The organism is Dyadobacter psychrotolerans (assembly GCF_004349265.1).
Lineage (GTDB): Bacteria > Bacteroidota > Bacteroidia > Cytophagales > Spirosomataceae > Dyadobacter > Dyadobacter psychrotolerans.
This window is the reverse complement of record NZ_SMFL01000004.1, coordinates 317,257-343,049: the sequence shown is the minus strand read 5'-3', so window position 1 is coordinate 343,049 and position 25,793 is coordinate 317,257. Positions and strand designations below refer to the sequence as shown.

The 25,793-nt window shown below is 41.7% G+C and carries 23 protein-coding genes; 11 read left to right on the top strand and 12 right to left on the bottom strand.

The genetic code is table 11. The features are described from left to right. Positions 1-30: 30 nt before the first annotated feature. The gene (gene dinB / locus E0F88_RS13095; RefSeq protein WP_131958707.1) at positions 31-1,140 is read left to right on the top strand and encodes a DNA polymerase IV; all 1,110 of its coding nucleotides are present in this window, start codon (positions 31-33) and stop codon (positions 1,138-1,140) included. A 75-nt stretch (positions 1,141-1,215) separates the two neighbouring features. Here dinB and E0F88_RS13090 read toward each other — a convergent pair whose 3' ends face one another. Further along, positions 1,216-2,394, bottom strand: a complete 1,179-nt coding sequence (locus E0F88_RS13090) for a putative sensor domain DACNV-containing protein (RefSeq protein WP_131958706.1) — start codon at positions 2,392-2,394, stop codon at positions 1,216-1,218. Between the two features lie 950 nt (positions 2,395-3,344). Between E0F88_RS13090 and E0F88_RS13085 the strand changes: the two genes are divergently transcribed. The 4 genes from E0F88_RS13085 to E0F88_RS13070 all read left to right on the top strand — a co-directional run bounded on the left by E0F88_RS13085 (position 3,345) and on the right by E0F88_RS13070 (position 8,088). Then, positions 3,345-4,328: a glycosyltransferase family 2 protein gene (locus tag E0F88_RS13085; RefSeq protein WP_131958705.1), complete on the top strand. Its 984-nt coding sequence runs from the start codon at positions 3,345-3,347 to the stop codon at positions 4,326-4,328. Positions 4,329-4,442: 114 nt separating this feature from the next. Further along, positions 4,443-6,269, top strand: coding sequence for an ABC transporter ATP-binding protein (locus E0F88_RS13080; RefSeq protein WP_131958704.1), 1,827 nt, complete (start codon positions 4,443-4,445; stop codon positions 6,267-6,269). A 32-nt stretch (positions 6,270-6,301) separates the two neighbouring features. Beyond that, a complete protein-coding gene (locus E0F88_RS13075; RefSeq protein ID WP_131958703.1) occupies positions 6,302-7,246 on the top strand; it encodes a hypothetical protein in 945 nt (314 codons plus the stop codon). Between the two features lie 17 nt (positions 7,247-7,263). Next, positions 7,264-8,088 carry a DUF5672 family protein gene (locus tag E0F88_RS13070; RefSeq protein WP_131958702.1) on the top strand — a complete coding sequence of 275 codons (825 nt, stop codon included), beginning with the start codon at positions 7,264-7,266 and terminating at the stop codon, positions 8,086-8,088. On the opposite strand, the gene E0F88_RS13065 is transcribed toward E0F88_RS13070, so the two are convergent. The 3 genes from E0F88_RS13065 to E0F88_RS13055 form a co-directional block, all read right to left on the bottom strand. Next, the gene (locus E0F88_RS13065) at positions 8,082-8,990 is read right to left on the bottom strand and encodes a glycosyltransferase (protein ID WP_131958701.1); all 909 of its coding nucleotides are present in this window, start codon (positions 8,988-8,990) and stop codon (positions 8,082-8,084) included. The two genes, E0F88_RS13070 and E0F88_RS13065, sit on opposite strands and share 7 nt — an antisense overlap. Before the next feature lie 4 nt (positions 8,991-8,994). Next, entirely contained in the window at positions 8,995-9,915 is a 921-nt protein-coding gene (locus E0F88_RS13060; protein ID WP_131958700.1) for an aldo/keto reductase, read from the bottom strand. Between the two features lie 155 nt (positions 9,916-10,070). After that, positions 10,071-11,843, bottom strand: coding sequence for a DUF8769 domain-containing protein (locus E0F88_RS13055; RefSeq protein WP_131958699.1), 1,773 nt, complete (start codon positions 11,841-11,843; stop codon positions 10,071-10,073). Positions 11,844-12,135: 292 nt separating this feature from the next. Here E0F88_RS13055 and E0F88_RS13050 point away from each other — a divergent pair, with 292 nt between their 5' ends. After that, a complete protein-coding gene (locus E0F88_RS13050) occupies positions 12,136-13,392 on the top strand; it encodes an Hsp70 family protein (RefSeq protein ID WP_131958698.1) in 1,257 nt (418 codons plus the stop codon). A gap of 22 nt (positions 13,393-13,414) precedes the next feature. Here E0F88_RS13050 and E0F88_RS13045 read toward each other — a convergent pair whose 3' ends face one another. From E0F88_RS13045 to E0F88_RS13035, 3 genes are all read right to left on the bottom strand, one after another. Beyond that, positions 13,415-15,178 carry a PQQ-dependent sugar dehydrogenase gene (locus tag E0F88_RS13045; RefSeq protein ID WP_131958697.1) on the bottom strand — a complete coding sequence of 588 codons (1,764 nt, stop codon included), beginning with the start codon at positions 15,176-15,178 and terminating at the stop codon, positions 13,415-13,417. 212 nt (positions 15,179-15,390) lie between these two features. After that, a complete protein-coding gene (locus E0F88_RS13040; protein WP_131958696.1) occupies positions 15,391-15,714 on the bottom strand; it encodes a hypothetical protein in 324 nt (107 codons plus the stop codon). Between the two features lie 171 nt (positions 15,715-15,885). Further along, complete coding sequence (locus E0F88_RS13035) at positions 15,886-16,200, bottom strand: hypothetical protein (protein WP_131958695.1); 315 nt, start codon at positions 16,198-16,200, stop codon at positions 15,886-15,888. A 138-nt stretch (positions 16,201-16,338) separates the two neighbouring features. Between E0F88_RS13035 and E0F88_RS13030 the strand changes: the two genes are divergently transcribed. After that, positions 16,339-16,734, top strand: a complete 396-nt coding sequence (locus E0F88_RS13030) for a glyoxalase (protein WP_131958694.1) — start codon at positions 16,339-16,341, stop codon at positions 16,732-16,734. Between the two features lie 8 nt (positions 16,735-16,742). Here E0F88_RS13030 and E0F88_RS13025 read toward each other — a convergent pair whose 3' ends face one another. The 3 genes from E0F88_RS13025 to E0F88_RS13015 all read right to left on the bottom strand — a co-directional run bounded on the left by E0F88_RS13025 (position 16,743) and on the right by E0F88_RS13015 (position 19,426). Then, entirely contained in the window at positions 16,743-17,603 is an 861-nt protein-coding gene (locus E0F88_RS13025; protein ID WP_131958693.1) for a cyanophycinase, read from the bottom strand. A 59-nt stretch (positions 17,604-17,662) separates the two neighbouring features. Continuing rightward, the gene (locus E0F88_RS13020; RefSeq protein ID WP_131958692.1) at positions 17,663-17,857 is read right to left on the bottom strand and encodes a hypothetical protein; all 195 of its coding nucleotides are present in this window, start codon (positions 17,855-17,857) and stop codon (positions 17,663-17,665) included. Positions 17,858-18,046: 189 nt separating this feature from the next. Then, positions 18,047-19,426 (bottom strand): Gfo/Idh/MocA family protein, encoded by a 1,380-nt coding sequence (locus tag E0F88_RS13015; RefSeq protein ID WP_131958691.1) that lies wholly within the window; start codon positions 19,424-19,426, stop codon positions 18,047-18,049. A 166-nt stretch (positions 19,427-19,592) separates the two neighbouring features. Here E0F88_RS13015 and E0F88_RS13010 point away from each other — a divergent pair, with 166 nt between their 5' ends. Beyond that, positions 19,593-20,075 carry a DinB family protein gene (locus E0F88_RS13010; RefSeq protein ID WP_131958690.1) on the top strand — a complete coding sequence of 161 codons (483 nt, stop codon included), beginning with the start codon at positions 19,593-19,595 and terminating at the stop codon, positions 20,073-20,075. Positions 20,076-20,098: 23 nt separating this feature from the next. Here the strand turns inward: E0F88_RS13010 and E0F88_RS13005 are convergent, their stop codons facing one another. Continuing rightward, a complete protein-coding gene (locus tag E0F88_RS13005; protein ID WP_131958689.1) occupies positions 20,099-20,740 on the bottom strand; it encodes a 3-keto-disaccharide hydrolase in 642 nt (213 codons plus the stop codon). A 197-nt stretch (positions 20,741-20,937) separates the two neighbouring features. On the opposite strand from E0F88_RS13005, the gene E0F88_RS13000 reads away from it, so the two are divergent. Further along, positions 20,938-23,337 (top strand): PAS domain-containing sensor histidine kinase, encoded by a 2,400-nt coding sequence (locus E0F88_RS13000; protein ID WP_131958688.1) that lies wholly within the window; start codon positions 20,938-20,940, stop codon positions 23,335-23,337. 18 nt (positions 23,338-23,355) lie between these two features. Here the strand turns inward: E0F88_RS13000 and E0F88_RS12995 are convergent, their stop codons facing one another. Then, positions 23,356-23,646, bottom strand: coding sequence for a GNAT family N-acetyltransferase (locus tag E0F88_RS12995; RefSeq protein ID WP_131958687.1), 291 nt, complete (start codon positions 23,644-23,646; stop codon positions 23,356-23,358). Between the two features lie 264 nt (positions 23,647-23,910). On the opposite strand from E0F88_RS12995, the gene E0F88_RS12990 reads away from it, so the two are divergent. Beyond that, entirely contained in the window at positions 23,911-24,540 is a 630-nt protein-coding gene (locus tag E0F88_RS12990; RefSeq protein ID WP_131958686.1) for an RNA polymerase sigma factor, read from the top strand. A 43-nt stretch (positions 24,541-24,583) separates the two neighbouring features. Then, a complete protein-coding gene (locus E0F88_RS12985) occupies positions 24,584-25,651 on the top strand; it encodes a FecR family protein (protein ID WP_131958685.1) in 1,068 nt (355 codons plus the stop codon). Positions 25,652-25,793 lie beyond the last annotated feature (142 nt).

The window sequence follows — 25,793 nt, the reverse complement described above, 5'->3', positions numbered from 1 at the left end:
CAAAAACCCTTACAAATCCTGGTCTGCATTATGGAAAAGTCATCTGGTGTGATACGTAAAATAATCCATATCGATATGGACGCTTTTTATGCTTCCGTCGAGCAGCGGGACAATCCTGACTACCGTGGAAAGCCTATTGCGGTGGGAGGCTCCCCTACGGGACGCGGCGTTGTCGCTACGGCTAGTTATGAAGCAAGAAAGTTCGGAGTCCGCTCAGCAATGTCATCCAGGAAGGCTATGCAGCTCTGCCCACATATTATTTTCGTATACCCAAGGTTTGAAGCGTACAAAACTGCGTCCCGAAGCATCCGGGAAATTTTTCAAAGATATACAGACATCATAGAGCCGCTTTCATTAGACGAGGCATTTTTGGACGTAACCAGTGACAAACAAAACATTGGTTCCGCCCTTGAAATTGCGCAGCAGATAAAGAAGGCGATAAAATCAGAATTAAATCTGACCGCTTCTGCCGGGGTTTCTACCAACAAGTTTGTTGCCAAAATTGCTTCTGACATTAATAAGCCAGATGGACTCACATTTATTGGTCCATCTAAAATAGAGAAGTTTATCAATAACCTTCCAGTCGAAAAATTCTTTGGTGTTGGAAAGGTAACTGCTGATAAAATGAAGAGCATGAACCTGTTTACCGGAGCTGACCTGAAGAAGTTGACAGAGGATGAACTTGTAAAACGATTTGGGAAAACAGGTTATTTTTACTACAAAATTGTTCGTGGGATAGACGAGCGGGAAGTTCAGACGCACAGGGAAACCAAATCACTTGGAGCTGAAGATACGTTCATGTATGATCTGGATACAATAGAAGAAATGCATAAAGAGCTCGACAGGATTGGCATCACTGTAGTAAACCGGCTTAACAAAAGCCAGCTTGCGGGAAGAACCGTAACTCTGAAGATAAAATATAGTGATTTCACACAGATAACCAGAAACCATTCTTTCTCAAATCCTGTCTCTGATTTAGAGACCATCACAGACACCGCCAAACAACTTCTTGGCAAAGTAGATCTTGAAGAAAAAACGGTAAGACTGCTGGGAATTTCACTCTCCAACTTTGGAGAATCAGAAATCAGATCCAGAAGATATGGCGATCCGGAACAGTTGCGGTTGTTTGATGAATATTAAAAATTAATTCAGCTTCAAAGTTGCCAGGTAAAATGAAAATTGGCTATTTAAAGTTAATTACTTTAAATTTTTGAATTACAAAAGCAATGCATCCACCCTGTGAGCCTGGACCTTATTCTCACAGCCGGACCAGGAGAAAATAGTAAAACGGCCATCCTGAGAAGCTACAAGCGCAATGGCATCATGCTGATCATGCACAAACTGCGCTGCTGATAAATGACGCGTTCCTCCGCTTTGAACTGGATGAACCACTACACCCCTATTACCGATTATTGGCTCAGTCACAAGCATCTCTTCTACCGGTTTGCCATTTGGCGATCTGCCTATCTTTGCTCCAAATGCAAGCAGTTCATATTTATCGTTGATTATCGTAGCACCATCCACAGCCGTAAGACCCGCCAGATTATTGACTGCCGAATTCAGCTTGCTCTGCCATAAAACGGGTGTAAGCTCACCTGAGTGTTGTTTGTGTAGTTCCGCAAGTTCAGAGAACGCGGGTTGCACTGCGTAAGAAATCGGATGAATAATTGATTCGCGCCAGTCCTGACTTTTAGAAGGTACCACGAGCAAAATCCCCCCGCGCCCATGATCACGCATCGAGACGGACAGTTGTACCAGCACGTTCAGCGAATCATTCCAAAGAGAGGAGGAAGTAAAACCAATCATCGATGAGATCAGTGAAGGACAATCACGCACTTTGCCGCTCTCTTCATTAATAATCTTGACCTGATCTCCTTTCAGTACTGCCACGTTGACAAATTTGCCAAAACCGTCCACACGGCGATGCTTGATCACCAGCATACCAGGCTCAATTACTTCGAGTACAAAGCATAACCCGGGAATGTGACGTGTAGTGCCCCATATATAAAGTTCATTTTCATAAAACCAAACCCCCAGATGAATCCCTGACCGTTCAACGGCTGGTGCCAGTTTAGTCAGTACATTGGCTGTAAACTTCAACCGCTCGCCGAAGATCAGCGGACTTTCAGAATTTTCCGGAGCTAAAAACGCGATCGAAACCTTTGGTGACCGGCCTTCTTCCCTTCTTAAACTTGCCCAAAAGGTTGTATCAATGATGGCCTCAATAATTTGCGCATTAGGGCGGGGAGCAACCTCCTGCTCATAGTGTTTAATCGCAGAAACATGATGTTTTTCGAAGTGGCTTTCAACCACACCTGCAACCGCACGGGCAGCCTTATAAGTGGTAACAGGTACAGTATCTCCAGGCTGAATTTTATCTTCAAAAGTATTCATTAACATACTAAGACGTTTTATCAGGTATTAATCGTTTCTTCTCCAAAAAACCACTTGCCTTCTTAAAAAACAAGTCCATATTTCATGCTAACAAGTAACGCCGGTAAAAAGTTAACGTTAATTGCATCCAATGGAATTTATTTAAGCCTTATAGAATCAGAAAAAACACAGCCCGAAAAGTTATATATACGTCTAAAGTCTATACCTTACCTGCCAGCTGGCTGAGAACAAAATCTGTTTTAAAAGTTTTTTGGCAAGCAGATTTATAGGCTTTAAGCCTTTTGGACTACGACCTGAGAATATTTTTACCCACTTTGCACGAAAATGTTTCTCTTGTAAACTTAAAAATGCCCCCTGACAATCAGGTGTTTTCTATTGATTTTTTTACAGATTGAAAAAAAACTCAGTTTTTTACGATTCATTTTACAACCATTTTTAAAGTTTCCCCGTCTAAGATAAGTCTCAATGAAAAGCTCGTGTGACAAACAGAGCTTATGCAGATTCGGTATGTGGAAACTTATTGCTGATACATAGGCCTCCGCTACCCGTAATGTTTAACAAGGGTATGTCAATCATAATCAACAAATTCCAAATAATGAAAAATAAAAACCGTCATTATCAATATTACTCTCCTACCCGTTTTTTAAAGCTTAAATATCAGCTAGTATCTTAGTTTTTATTAGGATTATTCCGCTTTCTGATACCTGGATTAAAAGTTGATTCAGGACCTTTTTCAAAAAATAATAAGCTGTTTTGTAACAGACCCATTAAAACCGGCGTATTCGCTAATAGGTTAATTGTGTTTTGGTGTAATTATTGCTTGTCCAGGCCTGACGATAATACAGCAGCGCAGAAGTTGCACAACAATTTGAACAAGCTAACACTTCAAACTTAACTGTATACTGACTATCGGATACACGCTTTACGTTACACTTAACTAGTAAATGTTGATGAGAAGCATCTCTGTGGTGATTCCGAACTATAACGGAAAACATTTGTTCGAGAAATATTTCGAACACAACCTGAAAATATTAAATACGCTGGGAACAGATGTTCAGATCATCGTCATTGACGATGCCTCCACAGATGATTCGGTGACATATCTTCAAAAACAATATGGTGATCAGATTACGCTGATTCAAAAAAAGGTTAATTCCGGTTTTTCAAATACATGTAATCTGGGCATTGAAGAAGCTAAAAACGAGTTAATCTTCCTTTTGAATACCGACGTTACCCTAGAACTGGGCTATTTCGAAAAACTTTATAAATACTTTGAAAGAGAAGATACTTTCGGAGTGATGGGAAGAATTATCGGAATGGATGACGATTTGATCCGGGAGGCTGCACGCTCTCCAAAAATCATGGGACGTAAAATTAAATCAGGGGACTTCTTCCACCTGGGTGACAGAGAGAGCTTTACGCCTACTTTTTATCTCTCCGGAGCCATTGCGTTAATGGATACACGTAAATTGAAAGCAATCAACGGTTTCAATGAAATGTTCAATCCGTACTACGGCGAAGATCAGGAGCTGTCTATCCGTGCATGGCGGCTCGGCTGGAAATGTTATTACGAGCACAATGCGGTCTGCCGGCACGAAGTCTCTGCAAGCACCAAAATGCACAACCATAAACGAGCCATCAAGAAGATCCATTTCAGGAACCGATATTATGTTCACTTCCTGCATTTGTATGGCACCGATCTTCTGCTTTGGCATATACAGGTACTTTTGTGCGATGTTTTGCTGGGAATATTTACCATGCAATTCTACAAGGTTGAAGCTTATGTTGATTTCCTTAGAAACCGCAAAGGACTTCGTCAGAAGAAAAACTCATTCAATCGTCAAATGAAGCGTTACCACTCGGAAATTGGTATCATCGACGTGATTCAAAAAATTCACATCATGCTGAAATACAAGCAGGTAATCAAACTCTGACAGAAAATTTATTGCGATTTTTATCATTAGCACCCCGGAATGCACAATCTTTGTAAACGCTTTGCGCCTTACTAGAGATTCACGGCCCGATTTTTCAGGGCTTTAATTCGAAAAATGAAAACTTATTTTAGATTATTATCCTTTGCCCGACCCATTGAAAAATTTGCCATCCCTTATGTCATTTGTACGCTGCTGGGAGTAGTTTTCAATACACTTAATTTAGCCCTTCTAACCCCTCTTCTGGATACCCTTTTTATAAGAGGCAATGAGGCTCCGGTAATTGTTAAAGAACCTTCCAGCTGGGCTAACATCACGGGCTACATGAGCTATTATGCTCAGGAAATACGTCTGGAATATGGGGCCTTCGGCGCTTTAAAATTAGTGTGTGGGGTAATTATTCTCTCCGTACTGTTTAGTAACATTTTTAAATATTTTTCTCAGCGTATCATCGAAAACCTGAGAATATATACCTTATTAAACCTAAGAAAAACAGTATTTAATAACGTAATGAACCTGCATGTTGGTTATTTCAGTAATCAGCGGAAAGGTGACATTATTGCCAAAATTTCTTCTGATGTCGGCGTGGTGCAATTCTCAGTGACGGGGACTTTGCAGGTTGTCTTCAAAGAGCCATTGCAGCTAATAGCTTATATTCTGATACTATTTTCCATTTCCTTTAAGCTTACCATCTTCGCTATTCTGGTTATTCCGATATCAGCGTTTTTAATTTCTAAAATTGTCAAGAGACTAAAAGAGCAGGCTGCACTCGCCCAGCACCTTTTCGGCGTAATGATCAGCTATCTGGACGAAGCACTGACCGGAATTAAGATCATAAAGTCCTTTAATGCGACAGAATCAATAAAAGATAAGTTTAACTCTGAAAACGTACGATTCTCAGAATTGGGAAGAAAAATGGCCCGCCGTCAGCAAATGAGTGCTCCGGTATCTGAGTTTTTAGGTGTATCGATGGTTTGTACAATTGTTCTTTACGGCGGATCACTGATCCTTAACAACGAACCGGGTAGTCTTTCAGGACCTGAATTTGTAGCTTACATTGCCATGTTTTCCCAGGTAATGCGTCCTGCAAAGGCGCTTACGGATTCTTTCAGCACCATTCACGCCGGTCTTGCGGCAGGCGAAAGGGTCCTTGACCTTATTGATGAAAAACCGCTGATCACAGATTCACCAGACGCGGTAGCGGTTACTTCTTTCAATGAATCGATCAAATTGGAAAACCTTTCATTCTCTTACCCAGGAAGGCCTGTATTAAAGTCTGTCAGTTTGACTATTCCAAAAGGGAAAACCATTGCATTGGTAGGACCATCAGGCGGAGGAAAGTCTACCTTAATGGATCTGATACCCCGGTTTATCGAAGCCGAAAGCGGCACTGTGACCGTGGATGGAAAAGATGTAAGAAAAATAAAAATGGAATCGCTTTGGTCCATTATCGGCATGGTCAACCAGGAATCGATGCTGTTCAATGACACGATCTTTAACAACATCGCTTTCGGAAATCCGGACGCAACCTATGAGCAGGTAGAGCACGCTGCCCGGATCGCAAACGCGCACGATTTCATTCTTCAGACAGAAAAAGGGTATGACAGCAATATTGGCGACCGTGGGATGAAACTTTCAGGAGGGCAAAAGCAACGTATATGTATTGCCAGAGCTGTATTGAAAAACCCTCCGATCATGCTTTTGGATGAGGCTACGTCTGCACTGGATACCGAATCTGAAAAACTGGTACAGGAAGCATTGAATAACCTGATGAAAAACAGAACATCGCTCGTTATCGCCCACCGCCTTAGCACGATCCAATCAGCAGATATGATTGTGGTTCTGGAAGACGGACAGGTTCGCGAGCAGGGAACGCATGTTGAGCTGATTCAGCACAATGGCCTTTACAAAAGACTGATTGACATGCAGACTTTCAATGAGTAAGAAAAATTTAGAGGAATTAAACGTTAGCAGGCATGTTTAAAAAGAAAAATCTGGCAGCAAGGCTTTGGCTGAAACACACAGACCGGATCAAATACAAGCAATACAAGTGGGAACTTGCCAACCACAAGCATGTTGAATTTGCCAACTTTATCACCAATGCAGAAAAATTAACGAGTCCGGGCAAGATCATTGAATATGCCAAAAAAAATGGCAGAATCCGTCTGTGTCATAGCGGCAATGCGGGTGATGTAATGTATGCGCTTCCTACCATCAGACAAATAAAGGCGCTCACAAATGTACCCGTTGAGCTTTATCTCAGGTTGGGCCAGCCCCTAAAACTGGCAGGTTATCACACACATCCACTTGGAAATGTAATGCTTAACGAGAAAATGGCAGAAATGCTCATTGCCCTGCTACGTCCACAGCACTACATTGATGTCTGTGAAATTCTTACAGATCAGACTGTTGACATTGACCTCGATTATTTCCGGGCCGGCGGAGTGCCGCTCGACAAAGGCAATATTGCCCGCTGGTGCAGTTATCTAACCGGCGTGAACCCTGTATTGTATACTCCGTGGCTGACGGTAGAACCCAATAAAGAATATGCAGGCACGATCGTAATGGCGAGAAGTGAACGTTACCGCAATTTTACGGTCAACTATAAGTTTTTGAACAACTACAAAAATATCGTATTCATCGGCGTTGAGTCTGAGTATAAAGACATCAAAAAAACGATTCCGCACATAAAGTGGGTGCAGGTGGACAATTTCCTGGAAATGGCTCAGATTATTGCCGGAGCTAAATTCTTTATAGGCAACCAGTCGTTTCCTTTTTCCATTGCCGAATCATTAAAAGTCCCGCGTATTCTGGAAACGTCATTTGAAGTAATCAACGTGGTGCCCGAAGGAGAAAACGGTTATGATTTTTTCTTTCAGGAACATCTTGAATCAATTGTCGAAATGCTTGATAAAAAATAACAACTGCGTTTTATTTTATGACAAGTAAAAAACAGGTCGCGGTTGTGATTCCCTTTTACAAACCGGAGCTTACCCGTTTTGAAGAAATCTCGCTCACACAATGTTTGAAAGTGCTTTCGGCACATCCGGTTTTCGCCATTAAACCTGAATCTCTGGATTTAACCAAAATACAGGGCAATCATCAGCTTACCGGAGTTGAATGTTTTGAGGATTCGTATTTTGACGGTATCCAGGGTTATAATAAACTGATGCTGTCGCCGGACTTTTATGATAGGTTTTTGGATTATGAATTTATCCTTATTCATCAGTTGGATGCATTTGTTTTCAGGGATGAGCTTTTACAGTGGTGTTCCAAAGGTTTTGACTACATAGGTGCTCCCTGGCTGAAACGTCTTGCAAATCCTGATTTCGTAAAAGAGTGGAAAACCCGGCTCAATACACGTTATCACATTTTTGTTAATACGCTCGAAAATGACATTCCCAGCGACCGGCAGTTTGACAACATGGTTGGTAATGGCGGTTTTTCCTTACGCCGCGTCAAAAGACTTTACGATCTTTCGATCAAGCTAGCGCCACAAATAAATCAGTATCACAAAAGAGAGGAGCATCAATTTCATGAAGATGTGTTCTGGAGCATAGAAGCAAACCGGAAATGGCGTAGGCTCAAAATTCCGCTGTACAAAACTGCACTGCGATTCTCGTTTGAAAATCGCCTCAAACAATCCATGATGCACAATAGCAATCAGCTTCCTTTTGGATGCCATGCGTGGGACCAGCATGTAAAGTTCTGGACTCCATACTTCAAAGAATTAGGCTACGACATTGCTGCAAACGCTCAATAGGCTTTACCTTCCCGTCTTCTCTTCTTACGGACTTTTTGCAAATCCAGATATATTTTGATTAAAATACGAAGTGGAAAAATTCGCGATTTTCTGCTGTCCCAGATAATCTTTCTGAGCCGCTTGTAAGACATTCCTGAATCGAGCATTCTATTGAAAAATGCTTTAAATGCCCTCCTTTCATACCTTTTCAGTGTTTTCTCCTCCAAATTATCGGTATTAACCGGAAGCAGGTGACTCCACTTTTTATGGACTTTAAGTGTATCTTCCAGCCATGCTTCACTAAAATTACCTTCTGAAAAATGCTTCAAAAGAATCTCATAGCTAACTCCAACCTGATACTGCTGATTTACAGAAAGAGAAAAATCCAGATCATAACCATGAAAATGGCGGAGCAACTGTGCATCAAAGGGATATTTCTCAGCGATCGTTTTTCGGGTGCACATCCAGCAGCCGTCAATGCAGGCTACCCGTGATAGATTTTCATTTTTAGGGTTTCTGTAATCATAAAATTCCTCACGTCCTGAATATTTAAATCCTTGTATCAAAGAGCAATAGAACTCGCCGTTCACTTCCAGGTCCGCATTATACCAACTGGATGGCACAACTGACTTATATCCTCCACCGGCAAGTCCAACCAGGCCAAATTCTGTATTTTTTTCAAATATTTCAATAACCTTCTCTCCCCACCGCTGACTGACCATTTCAATATCCTCATGCATGAAACAGAGAATGCCATATTGAGCTGCCCGGGTACCTTCATTATAAATCTCACAAATACCTTTCTGTGCATCACCATTATCAAAAGCCAGAATTTCGTAGGGTACACCAATCGTTTGTTCAATATTTGTTTTTACTAAAAGCAGATCATCCGGACTCGCCGAACATATGATTACAGATATCATTCTTTTAAATCGAAGTAATCAAATTTACAATTTTCTTTCGGCCAGCCTCGTCAGGCAGCCTGCCCAGGGCTGCCCCCAAATTATCAACGAGATGTTTTACATCGGACGTGCCCGGAATAACGCAGGTGACCGCCGTATTGGATAGTATGTATTTCAAAAAAAGCTGCGCCCAGGAGTTAATATCGTATTCGGCTGTCCACGAAGGAAGTTCCTTTCCTTTCACAGCTCTGAAAAGCGCACCCTGATCAAAGGGCTCATTAATTAAAACAGCCACACCATTATCTTTTGCAGCCTGCAGGAGACTTTTTTCTGCGTTTCTGGACCGTATAGAGAAATTAAACTGGACAAAATCCACCTGGTTTGATTTAACAATCGTTTCAAGCTGATCATGTGCAGAATTGGTATAGTGCGTCACACCAATGTAGCGAATCTTACCGGCTGCCTTCCAGTCTCTCAGTGTGCCCAAATGCGTTTGCCAGTCCTGCAGGTTATGGATTTGCATTAAATCAATCTTGCTTCGTTTCATTTTACGAAGTGAATCATTCATCTGAGCGATTCCGGCCTGCTTTCCGGTTGTCCATACTTTGGTGGCCATAAAAAACCGGTCGTTAAGTTTGAGTCCCTCACTCAAATCGCCTATTACCTGTTCGGCACGCCCATACATCGGTGAAGCGTCGATAACCTTTCCGCCCATCTCATTCATTTTTGTAAGCACGTCTTTTAACGGCAGACGTTCAGCATCTGATGGACCGACATCAAATTGCTGCCACGAACCAAGTCCGACAGCGGGCAGCTTTTCTCCTGATGACGGAATAGAGCGAAGTAACATGGCTGCATTTGTTTTAGCAGATAAAAAATCTGAGCCGGTCATTAACATACCTGATGTGAGCCCCGCAAGTTTTATCACTTCTCGTCTGGAAAGCATATTATGCTATTTTATTATTGCAATATAAAAACATACTGGCAAACAAATCATGCCATGACTTTACTTGCAAAAACAGCTTACCGCATTTGTAACGGATAAAAAATGGCAACGCACACAGGACCAGAGGCACTTTGCCATATCGAAATGAAATCCGACTACAGATTACCTGGCTGTTTGCCGGGCTTAACCGGTAATGTCACACTCAACCCTTTCCATTTTGCGTTTAAGTTTTCATTATCCTTTGAAACGATAGCCTTCTGTGTTTTTACTTTTGTTTTTCCATCCGTCAAATTGAAAGTAAATCCTAAAACAGCTTCGTTAATCGCCGACAAATCAAAGTCAGTCTCTGCTCCGGAATAAATCACGTAATCAATCCAGGAAACTTTTTCGTTTCCTCCCTTTTCCCAATGACCCTTATTATGACCAAAAATGGAGGTGAACAACTGAATATTAAACTTCAATCCATTTGAACTGATCGTGAATGCATCATGGTCTGCCCCGGGGACTACCAGTTTTTCCGGCGGCAGGTTGCCAAACTCAAATCTCAGCCGTAAATCCTTTGCTTTGAACTTTCCTGCCTGAAGCTTGTCAATGTTAATGTGTTTATCTCCGGCATTGGTCATAAAATTAATCCCAGCAAGAATGTCATTTTCCTTCTGAGCACTGTAAAAGGCAGATGCGCTAAAATCATAGTCATCGTGCAAAAACCTGACCTGTAAATACGATGGTTTTTCCGGCGTTCCCCAGTAAGCTAAAAATGGCCTTCTCTGATTCCACAAACTGGAACGGTTGGCAGAAGACAAGGCATAGCGACTGGTCAGATAAGTTGTCCCGATCACTTTTGGATCATTCGTGGTAAGCTGATCGAGCTGTGTCCGGGGAAATTGGGGATTTAAAAAATAAGGCATCAGGTACGCCGGAATTTTATGTTTGATCTTTACATCACTTCTTGGGGTTGCTCCGGGAGGATCTATTTTGCCATCGGAAGCCTGCTTCAAAAGGCCATTTACATTGGACTGCAGCAGTGAACTGTAAGAACGGCTATGAGGTCCAGCCCACTGAGCGGATGGTTTGTGATAATGCCTGGCAATAATGTCCCAGGCTGTGTTGTAAAGTGAATCGATCATTGTCTTAGCTTCGCTGGCGACGATATGCCGTTTCATTCGGTCTAGCTCGTCAAGGGCCACGATGGTGTACGTCGGGCTATTGTATTCTGTAAAACCCCGTTCAAGCGTATAATTGTAAAACTTCTTTAACCTTGCATACGCGTACACTTTCATTTCAGGGATATCAAAAAGATGCGAAATCACGTAAGTTACATAGGTTCCCATAATTGCGATGTTGGTATAATTGGGCTGGACATCCCGTTTTTGTATGGATCTGGCAGCGTAAATCAGAGATGTGCGGATTTCTGCTTTTAGCTCAACAGGAAGTTTATCGTAATGTCCCATGTAAACATCAAGCAGGCTGACTGCATTAAAATCAGCCCAGTTCCAGTCTGCCGGCGACTTTTTGGTAGCTAATGGCTCCTCCATGTAGTAGGGCCATACTCCGCATGTTTTCGAGCCTGAAATTGTATCCTGCAAGGTGATCGTTTTGTGGATCAGATCAAACGCTCTTTGCCGGTACTGCTCTTCTCCAACATCAAGCAAGCCCACAGCGTAATTGAATGATGATCGTACCTCATGGAAGGTGCCCGTTTGCGCATCGGTGTGATAGTTCCAGGCATTCAGCGTCCTGGTAAGCATTTGCTGCTGCGGATCGTATCGGTCGTGTAGTTTTCCAATCACCTCTTTCAGTAACAACTTATCTTCCGCTGTTAGATTTACCGCTTCATATTGAATAAAATCATCTTTGTAAACATGCCCGACGGAAGTTTTAGCAAAGCCGCTAAAAATCAGGACCAGGGAAATTATTTTTTTAATCATAAAATTCGTTGATTGAAGAATATTCATAATAAGGTCCAACCCTATCATATCTATTCAAATCCGCTCGATTTTTATAAATTAAAGGATAAAAATTCAGTGACACGCAGTAGATAAAAACGAGTTCACACATTGTACAAATTCCTTGGCTGCTCTACCTTGAGACTTAATTCTGTCCTAGGAGTATTTCCGGAAAGAATACTATTTTATTTAAATTATTGAATACAGCCTCAATTGAGGTTGTATTTCTTGACTAATAATCTGAAATTGCGCGCCCAAATTTTTGAAACTGATTATGAGCAATATTTCCTGCGGAATAGATTTCGGAACCTCCAATTCAAGTATAGCCGTCGCAAACCGCGGAAACATACATCTGGTCGCCGTTGAAGGTACAAGCATCACCATTCCAAGTGCTATGTTCTTTTTACGTAAAGGTAACGTGGCGTTTTACGGCAGAGAGGCTGTAAATAAATTCCTAACCAGAAACCCTGGCCGTTTGATGCGAAGTCTTAAGCGCGTGCTGGGAACGCCGATCATGAGACAAGGCACAATGGTGAACGGAGAATTGATGAAATTTGATCAGATCATTGCTGCATTTCTCCAAAACATCAAAGAAAAGGCAGATGCCGATGCCGGACAGCAAATTGAAAATGTGGTCATGGGCCGCCCGGTTCATTTTGTGGATAACGACCCGGCAGCTAATGACCGCGCCCAGGCTGAGCTCAGGTCGATTGCGACACAGTTGGGTTTCAAAAATATAGATTTTCAATTTGAACCTATCGCTGCTGCCTTTGCACACGAAGTAAATATTTCGGGCGAAAAACTAGCCCTGGTTGCTGACCTTGGCGGAGGCACCTCGGATTTCACTGTGATCAGGCTGTCAAACAGATACATTAACAAACACGACCGTTCCGGAGATATTCTGGCCAACACCGGTATCCGTGTAGGTGGAAACGACTTTGATAAGGACCTTAGTCTCGCAGCAATCATGCCAGAATTAGGCTATAAAAGCACTTATGGTACCAAAAATCTGGAAGTGCCGCTTCGGCATTATTATGATCTGTCGGAATGGAGCAAAGTCAACTTTTTGTACACGACGAAAATTATATCGCAGACCAGACAGCTCCTGTACGAATCGCACGACAAACCTCGCTTTAAAAGACTTTTGCAGGTATTGGAACAGGAAACAGGACATGCGCTGCTCGCAGTTACAGAAGAAACCAAGATAGCTCTTACAGCCGATACCAGTTACAACACACCCTTTGACTTTATTGAAGAAGGACTCACTGCCCGGGTAACCCGCAAACAGTTTGATACGGCCATTTCGATGCAATTACAGAAGATATCGGCAGCGGCTCTGCAATGTTTGACAGACGCGGGAGTAGACCGGAATGATATTGATCTTGTTATTTTGACCGGAGGAACCACCGAAGTACCATCCGTTCAGGCAGAGTTTGCTGCTTTGTTTCCTAATGCCGCCCTTGCCGATGAAAATAAACTTTCCAGCGTAGGACTTGGCCTGGCTTATGATAGTCAGAATAAATTTGGTTAATTTAATGTAACGAAAGGTCTTGTCAGGGAAGTTTTTCAACAAAGGCTTTCGTTACTCTTCTAATCTTACCATCGCTTTTTGTCATAATAAATAAATCGTGGGTGAACGGATTATATTCTATGCGAAGATCGACTCTTTTTGAACCGGACATCTTCTCAAGACTTGTTTCTTGTCCGTTCTGTACAATCATCAATTCGTGAATCGTTGAATCCGAGAGCGCTTTGTTGATATTGATGTAAAACAGTCGTCCTTTCACAATATCGCCAAAAAGATACTTGTCGTTCAATGCTTCCAGGTTACCTTCATAAACATAACCGCCACTGATTGCGTTGCCATCGATGTGGTCATACCTGGCAAAGGGCACCATTGCATTAGCTTGTGCGCTTTTGCTTACCGGAAAAACGTTTTTTAAATCTTTAGGGGAGATGCCGTAATTACCTTCCATGTTGTTCCAGCCATAGTCTCCACCTTTTACGACAGCGTTAACCTCTTCAAAATTAACTTCGCCCACGTCGGAGCTAAATAACCTGTTCCCATATTTTGAATCCCATGAAAGCCGGTGCGGATTTCTAAAACCATAAGCATAAATCTCTTTTCTTACATCCGGATCGGCACTTGTTACAAATGGATTATCCACAGGTATGCCATAGTTTCCATTTTTGCTATTATTACCCAACGGGTCAATTCTGATGATCGTACCTAAAAGAGAATGAAGGTTATGACATAATTCAGGATGTTTTGAAATGGTTGATCCGCCGTCTCCCGTGCCGATATACAGCAAACCATAGTCCTTATCCCCTTTTTTTAAGCCTGGAATAAACTCAATGTCCTGGGTTCCATGAACATTGTTAGGCACGTTAATGCGAAGCAGCTCCCTTCGAGTTCCCTCAAAAACTGTCGATTTCACATCTTTTATTTTCCATTCGGAAACAACCCACTGCATTGCCACTTTAATGGAATCGGCGTAAAAGTAATCCGCCCTTTTACCTTTGAATGCTTCTGTATGGGTGATGTATATTAAACCATTTTGAAGGTAGTCCGGATGAAAAGCAAAACTGCCCAGTCCGGTTCCCAGGCCAGGTTCGTTAATATAATTTTCAATCAAAGACCGGATGTCAAAAAACATGTTGACCTCTTTATTACTGATGCGGTATATAATGCCGCGCTGGTCGCTTACAAAAACAGAGCCGTCGCCTGACGGATGCGGACGCATGTTTGCAATTCTTGTTTTGGGCATCTTTTCGCTTGAAGCGGGAACACTGACAAAATCCTCGACCTCTATCCTAAGACCCGATTTTGAGACCGGACTGGTTAGCCGTTCGATGGTATTAGCCGTTATTTCTTCTTTTACAACCAAAGGCTGAATTGCCTTTTCTCTGGTTTCACTATCCAGATAAGAAAGTATAGACTTAATCTCAGAGTCAGCAAGAAAATCAAAGGACGGCATGACCATCTTATATTTTCGGTTCAGACTTGCCGCGCGCTTATCTCCACCCTCAATAATTTTTGCCGGGTTTTTGATAAAATCAATCAAATGTTGTTCTGCAAGTAAAGTGGTAACCCCTCCTAACCTTGGCCCAATCCCATCGTCCTGCATATTATGACACGATACACAGTTGGTCGTAAAAAGCTCTTTCCCCTGTAACAGCGTTTGCTGCAGCTTGTTTTTCTGGGACAGCGTTTGTTTGTCAGGTACCAAAAGCCGTGTTTTCTTTCCGGAAAGACAGCCAGTCAGAAAAGACAATAAAAACAGTAGTTGCAGAAAGTAAGTAATTGTCCGAAGCATTAAATGTAATTGAGTTCTGATTTAGGATGATTGTTGATAACAGGACTGCAAATTGGCAGCTTTACCCTATTTCTTTATCTCCTGGCAAAGCAACTTTATAAACAATTATATTCCCTAACAGTGTTAATTTTTTTTACACTTCTTCTAAAATACAAAAACCACACATTAACCATATTCTGATTTATGCGTGGTTTTAATTAACTATTAACTTCTTACTCGACGTTATTTCCGTTTTTATCAAGTTTAACCCTGGCTGACTCAGAACCATTCTTTACATTTAGTTCATAATATTGGGATTTGTCCTCAGCGGTGACCAGAAATGCTGATATAATTTTCCAGCCTGCGAAGGCCTCACCTTTTACGGTTTTCTTTACGCCTTCCGGCAGGTTTTCGGGTTTAACCGAAACTTTTTCCTGTAAGTTGACAGAGACATTATGTTCTGCTACAACATTTGAACCTCCTTCGGGCGTGATCGCCTCGACGGAGACAAAAGAAATAAGTGTTATGGCTAAGGCCGATGTGATTAACTTCTTCATGATCTGTAAGTTTTTAATATTAGGATGATCAGACTAAAATGTTATCGCCTTATTAAGCAAAAACATCACACCAAAATAATAAATATCTTAAATTCAAATAGTTAACAAGTGTATATAACGAACATAACTGGTTACTAATTCCACGCTTTGAGGGTTTTTTTCTTCAAAACGCTAATTAAGCACCTTTCCCTCCTTGTCTAGTTTCATCCAGGTTTCACCGTCTGCCTTCTGAACATACAATTCGTATAACTGGGTTTTATCATCATTGGTGACCAGATAAGCTTTAAGGATGTTCCATCCAAATTCCGTTTTATAACCCACGGACTTCCGCACCTTTTCAGGCAGATTATCCGGTTTGACTTCCACTCTTTTCTCTTCGGTTCTTTGCGAAATAAATGTTGGTACATCAGGAGTTTTCCGCAGTAAAATACCGGAAGTTAAGGTCAGAGATAGTATTGAAAAGGCGAGCAATGCAGGATTTTTCATGATTGAACTGTTTAATGTATCAGACCTAAAACACTGACTAAAAGCGTGCCGCCAGTAACCATTTTAAAAACTCATTAAACTTTGAACGCTTTAACTGCTACTTCTAAATTATTAACCGAGGTTTTATGTTAAAGTGATATGACAGAAACTCAAACCAGCCAACTGCTCGCTCTGCGACCTCAGATTTTGACCGGGCAAACGCAAACGCCCATTGAAGAATTTCAAAACAAATCACTCAGACCCATACTTAAACTGCAAAATGATCTGTTGATCAAAGCTTTCAGGCAATATATAGAAAAACATAAAAGTCGTTTTGACAAGCTCAACACATCAGAAAAAAATGATTTTGTTATCAGGGCATTACGACAAGACCACCAATTCCGGCATTTTCTAAGGGGAGTCGTGGTAGGTCACTTCACTGATGAAGAATGGCTGTTTTTTGAATTAAATGAAAATGAGGTTAATAAAAGGACAATGAAACTTGTCGAACAAAGGCTTTTAAGCCAGCTGGAAGTATTGTCACTGAACGGTTGAAAATGCGATTATTTTTCACCGATTAAAAAGGAATCACCGGCAGTGAACATACTGAACTGAACGTCCTGCATAGATATCAATCCATTTTTGGTGATTTTAAGTTTTTCAGGATAACGGATGACGACAACCTGGCTCTCTCCTACGACACTGACCTTTTTGCCGGTAACAATGATCGCAGTAGCTTCATCTATACCGATGCAGGTTAGATCCGGATATCTGGCAACGGCGGACAAAAGGCGGTTATATCTGCTTCTTACGATAAAATGCTGGTCAATAACCGCCTCAGTGAGCAGCCCCAAACCTTGTTTAATTTCTATGTTCTGGTCATGAACTTTACGAAAAGTCGCCCTCAAGGTTGTGTCACCAACAAGTTCTCTGCCTGAAATCATTAGTTTGCTCATTACTGCCGCTCCCGCACTGGTTCCCGCTATGGTTGCCCCGTTTTTAAAAGCTTTGTGAATTGCATTGTAAACCGCTGTATTCAAGACCACATTCATAAACCTTTCCTGATCACCACCAGTAATAAAGATAAGCCGTGCCTTTTCGAGAGAATCGAGCTTTTGGCGGTTTTCCATATCCAATGCTCTGAAATTAAGGTTAATGATCGCATTGCTGCAAACGGGCTTCATATCAGTTTTGAAATACTGGTAGGACGTATCCGGAAAAGCACTGGACATAGGTAAAACGGCAACATAATCACTGGACGTCAGTTTAGAGACTTCCACCATTTGACGCAGCAATAAAAGTGACTTGTTTCCGCCTCCGATAATCAAGAGCGTACCTTGTTTTGGCTGAGCCGACGCGGACTTGGCGCCAACAATAAAAACCGAAATTCCTAACAGAAGCAGAATCGAAAGAATGCTTTTCATAACTAAATGTAACTGAAATAAACTTTTTCAAATCGCACTGTCACCAACTTCCTGTAAAATCAATCATCAGCCTTTGAAAACTGCTGTAAAATATCGCTTTTCGTTCCACAAACAAAGTGTTTGTCTCCGTTTTTCAGCATGATCAGACTGAACCTGAAATCGGCATCAGGAACAATTTCGTCGATTTCTTCCTGTGAGATCGAAACTTGTTTTGATTCATCTTCTTTCAATTTAAATTGCCTAGCTGATAACATGATTTTGTGGTTGTGATGTTTCGCAACAGTATGTAAAATCCGTTCCAGCAACCAGGATAAAGAAATTGGAATAATCCGTAAGTCGTAAATCAGTTTATTCTTTTAGATATGAGCAGGTAAACTGACGCTGATAACAAAAAAACCGGCTTAAACATAGCCGGTTTCATTTTCACAAAACAATTTATACCCTCACCCCTTTTTTAGTTTCATGTTTATCGGATCCCAATGAATAACTTTTTTCTCGAAGTAGCTGCTATTACAGGCTAACACCGGGGCAGCGGCGCGAAAACCAAAAACGGGATCCTCAACGGTGCCAAGACTTCCCTTTCTGATATTGTCAAAAAAATCGGCAAAATGATTTGCATGTGCATCATCCTCTTTTGGCGCAATAAACTTTACTTCTTTAATGGGCTCGGCAAGACGCGTACTTTCAGGATATTGTGCATCATACTGTTTTTTGAACGCTGCCTGTTCGCTTTCTGAAAATGTATTATAACTGTCATAACCAGCGAATCCTGGTGCTTTTGGAAGCTTTTTTCTGGTTAATACAAGATTGTTTTCTGTAAATTCAATTTGTCCCTCTGTGCCAATGATCCGGGTATTGTTAGCAATTGCACCCGCATTGGCAAAGTTGACACGCAATACCATTTGAAAATTGGCATGAATATCTGTTTTAGGGTATTCCAAAATAGAGACAAGTACATCCGGAACGTCGCGGCCATCTTTCCAGTAACTCAGTTCTCCGGAAGAGAAGATTCTTTCAGGGCCCATCGAATTGGTCACAAAATGTACTCCGGTGATCAGATGGACAAATAAGTCTCCCGCAACACCCGTTCCATAATCCTTGTAATTCCGCCAGCGGAAAAAACGTTTTGCATCGAATGGTACTTTGGGCGCATCGCCTAAAAATGTATCCCAGTCCAGCGTACGTAACGAAGCATCTGTCGGAATAGAATAATTCCAGGCGCCAATAGCGTTGAAGCGGTCGTTGTTGGATTCAACGTAATTGATTTCGCCTACCTCTCCTGCCTGATAAAGCCGCTTTGCTTCGCGGAATGACGCAGAGCTAATCCGCTGACTCCCGATCTGCATCGTCTTTCCCGATTTTTTCCAGGCATCGATAACCGATTGTCCCTCATTGATCTGCTGAACCATCGGTTTTTCACAATAAACATGTTTCCCTGCTTTCAGGGAAGCTTTTGTGATATGATCATGCCAGTGGTCGGGTGTGACAACAAGCACTGCGTCGATATCCTTTCGTTCCAAAATCTGCCGATAATCCCGCGTTGTAAATACTTCTTTCCCAAATACTTCCTTAACACGGGTGAGTCTTCCGTCATAAAGATCGGCAGCTGCCACAAACTCTACCTCTTTTGAACTTCTTAAAGCCGCCCTGGTGTCACTGTGACCTTGAATCCCCATTCCTATCGTTGCAAATCTGATCTTGTCATTCGGACTAATTTTTTTTAGATTTCGAATGATGTTGAATGGTTTGGCAACACTATCCGTTGCAATCAAAGCTGATGCGGCAGTAATATTTCTGAGAAAATCGCGGCGATTAGATTTCATATGTTTTAGTGAATGGGAAAAGAAAAATTTCTCTAAAATAGCAAATGATTGCATTTGTCGCCACCGCTCAGATCCTGATATTTGTACAGACCGATATTAACAACGCTTACTGGCATGATATATTTACTATTTCTGCCAGACAGAATAACCTAAAATAAGAAAATCCATGAGTCAGGATATTAAAAAAGCGACAGTTTCTGAGCTAACCGAATTGATTCAAAAAGGAAACGCACATGTTTCATTTGAAGATGCCGTAGCAGACCTTGCTCCTAATTTGCGAACCGAAATACCAGGCGACTTGCCTTACAGCATATGGCAGCTCGTTGAGCATATCCGCATTACGCAAAAAGATATTGTTGATTTTTCCTCATCAGACAATTACAAAGAGCTTAAATGGCCTGACGAATACTGGCCAGAATTCGTATCTGAAATTGATGACGATAGCTGGAACGCGTCTCTTGATGAAATACAGAAAGACCGCCAACGCTTCTTTGATCTGTTAAATGACGAAAGTAAAGATCTTTTCAAGAAATTTGAATGGGGCGATGGGCAAACCTTATTCCGGGAAGCTGTTTTGATTGCTGACCATAATTCATATCATACGGCCGAAATCGTCGTGATCAGACGTTTGCTTAAAGCCTGGAAGTAACAGTACGCAATTAGGAATGACAATTACCAGAGTTCTTCTATGGTGATGTCTTTATAGGCAACTATGGCTTTGCCACCCCCATGAATTTGCAATGCAATCAGGCCTTCCTGCGGAATACTTTTGTCCTTCTCAGTGTAGTCGACAGTCAGCTTACCATTGAGATAAAGGCGGATGTGGCCATTTTCGCTGCGTATCTGATAGTCATTCCAAGTATCCCGTTTTAAAATGTTGCTTATTAATACATAGTCAGGGTTAGAAAGCGTCTTGTTTCTTCTGGATTCATCATATAAACTTGCCCAATATTTTTCACCCAGGTCTGCCTGATAGCCAATCATTTCATAATCAGGATTTACAGCCCTTTTACTGTTAAACTGCACACCTGCATTGACAAAGCCTTCTGTACCCGTAAGCTTAAATTTTAGCTTGAGGACAAAATCCGAATAACTTTTTTTTGTAGAAAGGAAACAATTATGGGCAAGATTCTCAGACAGTGACCCACTTACAATGGCACCGTCTTCAATTCTCCATATAGTCAAGGTATCACCCTGCCATCCATCAAAATTCTTCCCGTTGAACAGTGAAACCGGCTTGGAAGTGAAAGCTGTCAGCCCCGCCATAATAAGAAAAAAGAATGGCGCGTAAAAAAAAGAAAAGTTCCTGTTCATCTGATCTGTTTTGACAAATTTCTGCTTCTAAACTATTTAAACGAGTTTATTATATTTAAACCGGAGTAGTGACAACTTATACTGTATAATTACAGCTTCAATATTGATTTTACGATTAAGATTAAATCGTAAATTTGGTTTTTTTTGAAAGGTCTTGGATTTTTGGTATACACAGGCGACAAGAAGGATTATTTGAGATGAATGACAAACAAACTGAAACAAGTCAGAACCAGGAATTGGCTAGTGAAAGATTTAATTTGGTTGCCAAGGCTACCCATGATGTTATCTGGGATTGGGATCTGGTTAAAAGCACGGTTTGGTGGAATGAGGGTATGCAGCTGATATTCGGCTATGATCAGGATGAATTGGAGCCAGGTCCTGACTCGTGGTACAACCGGATCCATCCCGAAGATCAGGAGCGGATTTTGAAACATATACACGATGTCATTGATCACGGTGGTGCCAATTGGTCTGACTATTATCGTTTCAGGCGTGCAGATGGATCTTACTCGCACGTTCAGGATCGTGGTTACACCATTCATCAGGACGGGAGGCCGGTTAGGATGGTTGGATCCATGCAGGATGTTACTGCTCAGATTTTATCTCAAAAAGCGCGTCAGGAAAGCGAGGAAAGACTCGGTTTTGCCTTGAAGTCTGCCCAGCTTGGAACATGGAATTATAATCCGGCCAGTAATTTAGTTGAGGTTGATGAGTTAAGCAGCCACTTTTTTGGTTACCAGGGAAAATTATCTGTTACCTACCAGGAGTCTCTGCAAAGCGTTCATCCCGACGATCGCAAAAGGATCCAGACTGCGATATTAAGTGCCATTGAAAACAAAAACGATGGCAGTTACAGTGCACAGTTTAGGGCCATACACAAACATAACAGTTCGGTCAGATGGCTTCAGTCCAAGGGCCAGGCATACTTTCACAGCAATGGAGATCTTTACAGATTTTCGGGAATTGTGCAGGATATTTCAGACCAGGTCGCAAATCAGGAAAAGGCTTATTTTGCAGATCAGCAGGCAACGATGACAATTGAGGGGACCGGAGCAGGGTCTTTTCTATTGGACATTAGCACAGATGAGATCATCTATTCACCAACAATGGCTAAAATCCTGACTGGTGAAAGCTCGCTGGCTCTTTCCAGGGACGTATTCTTACGGCACCTTCACCCCACCGACATCGACATCAGAGACAGTGCATACCGGCATGCCGCCGAATCCGGGGAGCTGAATTATGAAGCACGGTTTATCTGGAATGATGGCTCTATTCACTGGGTAAAAGTGATCGGCCGGTATTTATTTGACAAAAACGGCAAAGGTGTTTCTCTTTCAGGAATTCTTTTTGAAATAACCGACCGGGTTCAGGCAGAACAAAAACTTCGTTCGAGCGAAGAGCATCTGCGCAGCCTGATCGAACAGGCACCGGTAGCAACGGCTCTTTTTGTAGGCAAGGATATGGTCATTGAGATTCCAAACAAACCTATGATAAAAATCTGGGGCAAGGGCGATTCAGTTAAAGGCAAACCACTTGCGCAGGCTGTACCGGAACTGGTTGGTCAGCCGTTTCTGGATATTCTTGACCAGGTATACCGCACTGGCGAGACCTATCACGCAGTAGGCCAGCCCGCCGAGCTGAACATGGATGGGACTTTAAAAACGTACTATTTCGATTTTACTTACAAGCCTCTTTTAAATAAAGATGGCCAGGTCTATGCCATTATGGACATGGCTGTGGATGTAACATCTCAGGTGATGTCGGGCAAAGAATTAAAAAAGAGTGAAGAACGTTACCGGCAGCTTGCCGATGAACTGGAGGTAAGGGTTAAACAAAGAACCAATGAGCTGCATGTGGCTAATCAGGAGCTTGTCAATTCCAACAACAATCTTCAGCAATTTGCATATGCAGCAAGTCATGATATGCAGGAACCGCTGCGAAAAATTCAATCGTTTAGCTCGCGGCTACAGGCAAATTATACTGAAAAGCTTGATGAAAATGGCGTGTTTATGCTCAATCGGATGCAGGATGCGGCAAGACGAATGTCAGAGATGATTGACGATCTTCTTGCCTATTCACGGCTTACCACTACAAAAGGAGAACTTACGCCGGTGGATTTAAACCTCATTGTAGCGGAAGTAATCTCAGATCTTGAAATCGTTATTCAGGAACAGAATGCTCAAATTGAAGTAGGTAATCTATCCGAAATACTGGGAAGTTCACGCCAACTGATTCAGCTGATCCAGAATCTGGTCAGCAATGCACTTAAATATCGTAAGCCGGATCAATCACCTTTTATCAAAATTACTTCGAGAAAAGTAGAATATGAAGAGGTAACAAGCTTTTCAAACGTTCTGAAAGATAATCACTACATCTGTCTTGAGATTCAAGACAATGGAATAGGCTTTGACGAAAAATACCTCGACCGTATTTTCCAGATGTTTCAAAGACTTCACGGTAAGGGAGAGTTTAACGGATCGGGAATTGGGCTTGCCCTTTGCAAGAAGGTTGTTCAAAACCATCATGGTTACATTACAGCACGCAGCAAACCCGGAACCGGCTCCACCTTTATGGTTTACCTTCCCCAACCTGCTTAAAAGCAATTAATTCAGGTATTATCTTTTCCAGACATCTGCAAATTCTTCCGGATGACGCTTAAACTGTGCGTGTACGAATTCGCATAGGGGAACTACCGTTAGTCCTTTCTCACGGACATATTTAATCATAAAATCAAACATTTTTTTGGCCAAACCCTGGCCTTCCATTTTTGGATCTACTTCGGTGTGGTACACAGTAAGTGCCGTTCCGGAGATACCTACAACCATCTCACCTAACTTTTCCTTATTTTCTTCGAGGTAAAACGCCCCACGTCCTCTTTCATCCAGCTGTAATTGAACTTCACTCATTGTGTATATTTTTAATAAAAACTTAATTAAAACGAAAACACCTTACCGGGCTAAATATACTGAGCACCTACGATAAAAGCCATTTGCTTTTACACTTAAATTTTTACCGGTAAAACGCTGTGTGCTTATACATGAAATCAATTTAAATTAAGTATAAAAATAATTCTCTTTTTTTCAGGACAATTTACATATATCAGTCTCTTAATGGATGTGACTACATAAAATCATGTTTAATCATGAAGAATTATTATTAGCAGCACACTTATGTCTTATTCAAAAAGCACAGCCTGGCCCGAAAATTCAGGAAGCATCAGTATTAATCCCGACGAAACACTGCTTTGGCAGTCGTTTCAATCAGGAGACAGAAATGCTTTTGCCAGGGTACTGGATCTTTATTACCCTCTTTTATTAAACTACGGTATTCGCCTAGAAAACGACCGTGAATTTGTCAAGGATTGCCTTCACGACCTGTTTCTTGAGATTTGGAATCGCAGGCAAAATCTCGACGAAGTCCATCATTTAAAATCTTATCTGCTGACATCCCTGCGGAGAAAGCTGTTGCGGGAATCCCGACGCCTTCGGTGGTTCAGAGAGGCCAAAGAAGTTTCGGATGATTACACCTTCGAAGTACAGTTCACCATCGAAACCTATCTGATCCGCAACGAAATTCAGCATGAAGATTTAAAAAAGCTGCAGTTGAATCTTGACAAACTCACCAAACGGCAACGCGAAATTATCTATCTGAGATTCTACCAGGAATTAGAATACGACGAAATCGCAGGGATCATGGAGATCAATTACCATTCAGCTGTCAATCTCATTTACGAAGCCTTAAAACTGCTGAGGAAAAACTGGTTTTTAGCGACCGTTTTAGGATTTATTCAGCCTTACTAAAAATAATCTGCCGTGACCGGACAGATCATAACTAAATATTTACATGAAAAATTACGAGGCTTACGGAATTGAAGATTTCATTCAGGACCTGTATTTCCGACAATGGGTTTTGGAAAAACTTCCTGAAAGAGACCGTTTCTGGAACGATTGGATTACTGCCCATCCGGAGCAGCATGTTATTATCGAACAGGCCAAAACGCTGGTTGTTGCCTTTCAATATGATGATCTGCCTGCAAATACTGAGGAGGTCAGTTTCGAAATCAGCAAAATTCTGAACGGCACTTCTGATAAAAAAAACAGTCCCTTTTACAATTCTATATGGTTTAAAGCCGCCGCTTCGGTTGTAATCGTTGGCGGGCTGATTTTATTGACACAGGATTTATGGCGTGATAGCAGTTTCACAACTGCTTTATCAGACCAATCCGGGCAGATCGACTATCAGGAAATCAATGACACGGATTTCAATAAAAATGTATTTCTTAATGACGGCTCCATTGTAACACTTTTTCCAAAAAGTAACCTCAGGATCGCAAGTAATTTTGGCCAGACAACAAGAGAAGTGTACCTGACAGGGGAAGCTTTTTTTGACATCGTGAAAAATCCGCGTAAGCCTTTTCTGGTTTATTCAGGCAAGATTGTAACCAAAGTCTTGGGAACCAGTTTTTCTATAAAAGCTTACGAACAGGATGCTGATGTATCTGTTTCTGTTAAAACCGGAAAGGTAACTGTTTTCAAAAAGGAAAAACCGGATCAGGCAAGGCTCTCGGAAGAAATCATTCTCACACCCAATCAGCAGGCCGTTTTCCTAAAAGAAGAAGAGCGCCTGGTGAAAACGCTGGTTAAAAATCCCGGGATTTTAACCGCTTCTCCCCAAACACCGTTCCAATTTGTTTACAGTGAAACACCGATTTCGAAAGTTTTTGCAGACCTGGAACACATCTATGGAGTTAAAATGATCTTCGATGAAGAGCTTTTAAAACACTGCAGCCTAACCGCTACGCTAACAAATGAACCGCTTTTTGAGAAACTTGACCTGATCTGTGAGACGATCCAGGCCAGATATGAAGTCGCTGACGGCCAGATACTTATTTATGGAAAAGGATGCAGATAATAAAGATCCGACAAAAGCAGAAAATTAACTTTAAATAAATAGCCGGAAGTGCTGCGAACACGACCGGCCAAAATTGTCCCGACTTGCTACCTGTCTGACCAGGTGAGCCGGGTTAGTCTTTGCCTGACCTTTCAAATTTCAA

Bases quoted from the DNA above. Each gene is read 5' to 3' on its own strand.
- E0F88_RS13050 (WP_131958698.1), top strand. From the start codon at position 12,136: ATGAGCAATATTTCCTGCGGAATAGATTTCGGAACCTCCAATTCAAGT.
- E0F88_RS13045 (WP_131958697.1), bottom strand. From the start codon at position 15,178: ATGCTTCGGACAATTACTTACTTTCTGCAACTACTGTTTTTATTGTCT.
- E0F88_RS13000 (WP_131958688.1), top strand. From the start codon at position 20,938: ATGAATGACAAACAAACTGAAACAAGTCAGAACCAGGAATTGGCTAGT.
- E0F88_RS13025 (WP_131958693.1), bottom strand. From the start codon at position 17,603: ATGAAAAGCATTCTTTCGATTCTGCTTCTGTTAGGAATTTCGGTTTTT.
- E0F88_RS13085 (WP_131958705.1), top strand. From the start codon at position 3,345: ATGAGAAGCATCTCTGTGGTGATTCCGAACTATAACGGAAAACATTTG.
- E0F88_RS13015 (WP_131958691.1), bottom strand. From the start codon at position 19,426: ATGAAATCTAATCGCCGCGATTTTCTCAGAAATATTACTGCCGCATCA.
- E0F88_RS13075 (WP_131958703.1), top strand. From the start codon at position 6,302: ATGTTTAAAAAGAAAAATCTGGCAGCAAGGCTTTGGCTGAAACACACA.
- E0F88_RS13040 (WP_131958696.1), bottom strand. From the start codon at position 15,714: ATGAAGAAGTTAATCACATCGGCCTTAGCCATAACACTTATTTCTTTT.
- E0F88_RS12990 (WP_131958686.1), top strand. From the start codon at position 23,911: ATGTCTTATTCAAAAAGCACAGCCTGGCCCGAAAATTCAGGAAGCATC.
- E0F88_RS13065 (WP_131958701.1), bottom strand. From the start codon at position 8,990: ATGATATCTGTAATCATATGTTCGGCGAGTCCGGATGATCTGCTTTTA.
- E0F88_RS13090 (WP_131958706.1), bottom strand. From the start codon at position 2,394: ATGAATACTTTTGAAGATAAAATTCAGCCTGGAGATACTGTACCTGTT.
- E0F88_RS12985 (WP_131958685.1), top strand. From the start codon at position 24,584: ATGAAAAATTACGAGGCTTACGGAATTGAAGATTTCATTCAGGACCTG.
- E0F88_RS13080 (WP_131958704.1), top strand. From the start codon at position 4,443: ATGAAAACTTATTTTAGATTATTATCCTTTGCCCGACCCATTGAAAAA.
- E0F88_RS13055 (WP_131958699.1), bottom strand. From the start codon at position 11,843: ATGATTAAAAAAATAATTTCCCTGGTCCTGATTTTTAGCGGCTTTGCT.
- E0F88_RS13010 (WP_131958690.1), top strand. From the start codon at position 19,593: ATGAGTCAGGATATTAAAAAAGCGACAGTTTCTGAGCTAACCGAATTG.
- E0F88_RS13070 (WP_131958702.1), top strand. From the start codon at position 7,264: ATGACAAGTAAAAAACAGGTCGCGGTTGTGATTCCCTTTTACAAACCG.
- E0F88_RS12995 (WP_131958687.1), bottom strand. From the start codon at position 23,646: ATGAGTGAAGTTCAATTACAGCTGGATGAAAGAGGACGTGGGGCGTTT.
- dinB (WP_131958707.1), top strand. From the start codon at position 31: ATGGAAAAGTCATCTGGTGTGATACGTAAAATAATCCATATCGATATG.
- E0F88_RS13020 (WP_131958692.1), bottom strand. From the start codon at position 17,857: ATGTTATCAGCTAGGCAATTTAAATTGAAAGAAGATGAATCAAAACAA.
- E0F88_RS13030 (WP_131958694.1), top strand. From the start codon at position 16,339: ATGACAGAAACTCAAACCAGCCAACTGCTCGCTCTGCGACCTCAGATT.
- E0F88_RS13060 (WP_131958700.1), bottom strand. From the start codon at position 9,915: ATGCTTTCCAGACGAGAAGTGATAAAACTTGCGGGGCTCACATCAGGT.
- E0F88_RS13005 (WP_131958689.1), bottom strand. From the start codon at position 20,740: ATGAACAGGAACTTTTCTTTTTTTTACGCGCCATTCTTTTTTCTTATT.
- E0F88_RS13035 (WP_131958695.1), bottom strand. From the start codon at position 16,200: ATGAAAAATCCTGCATTGCTCGCCTTTTCAATACTATCTCTGACCTTA.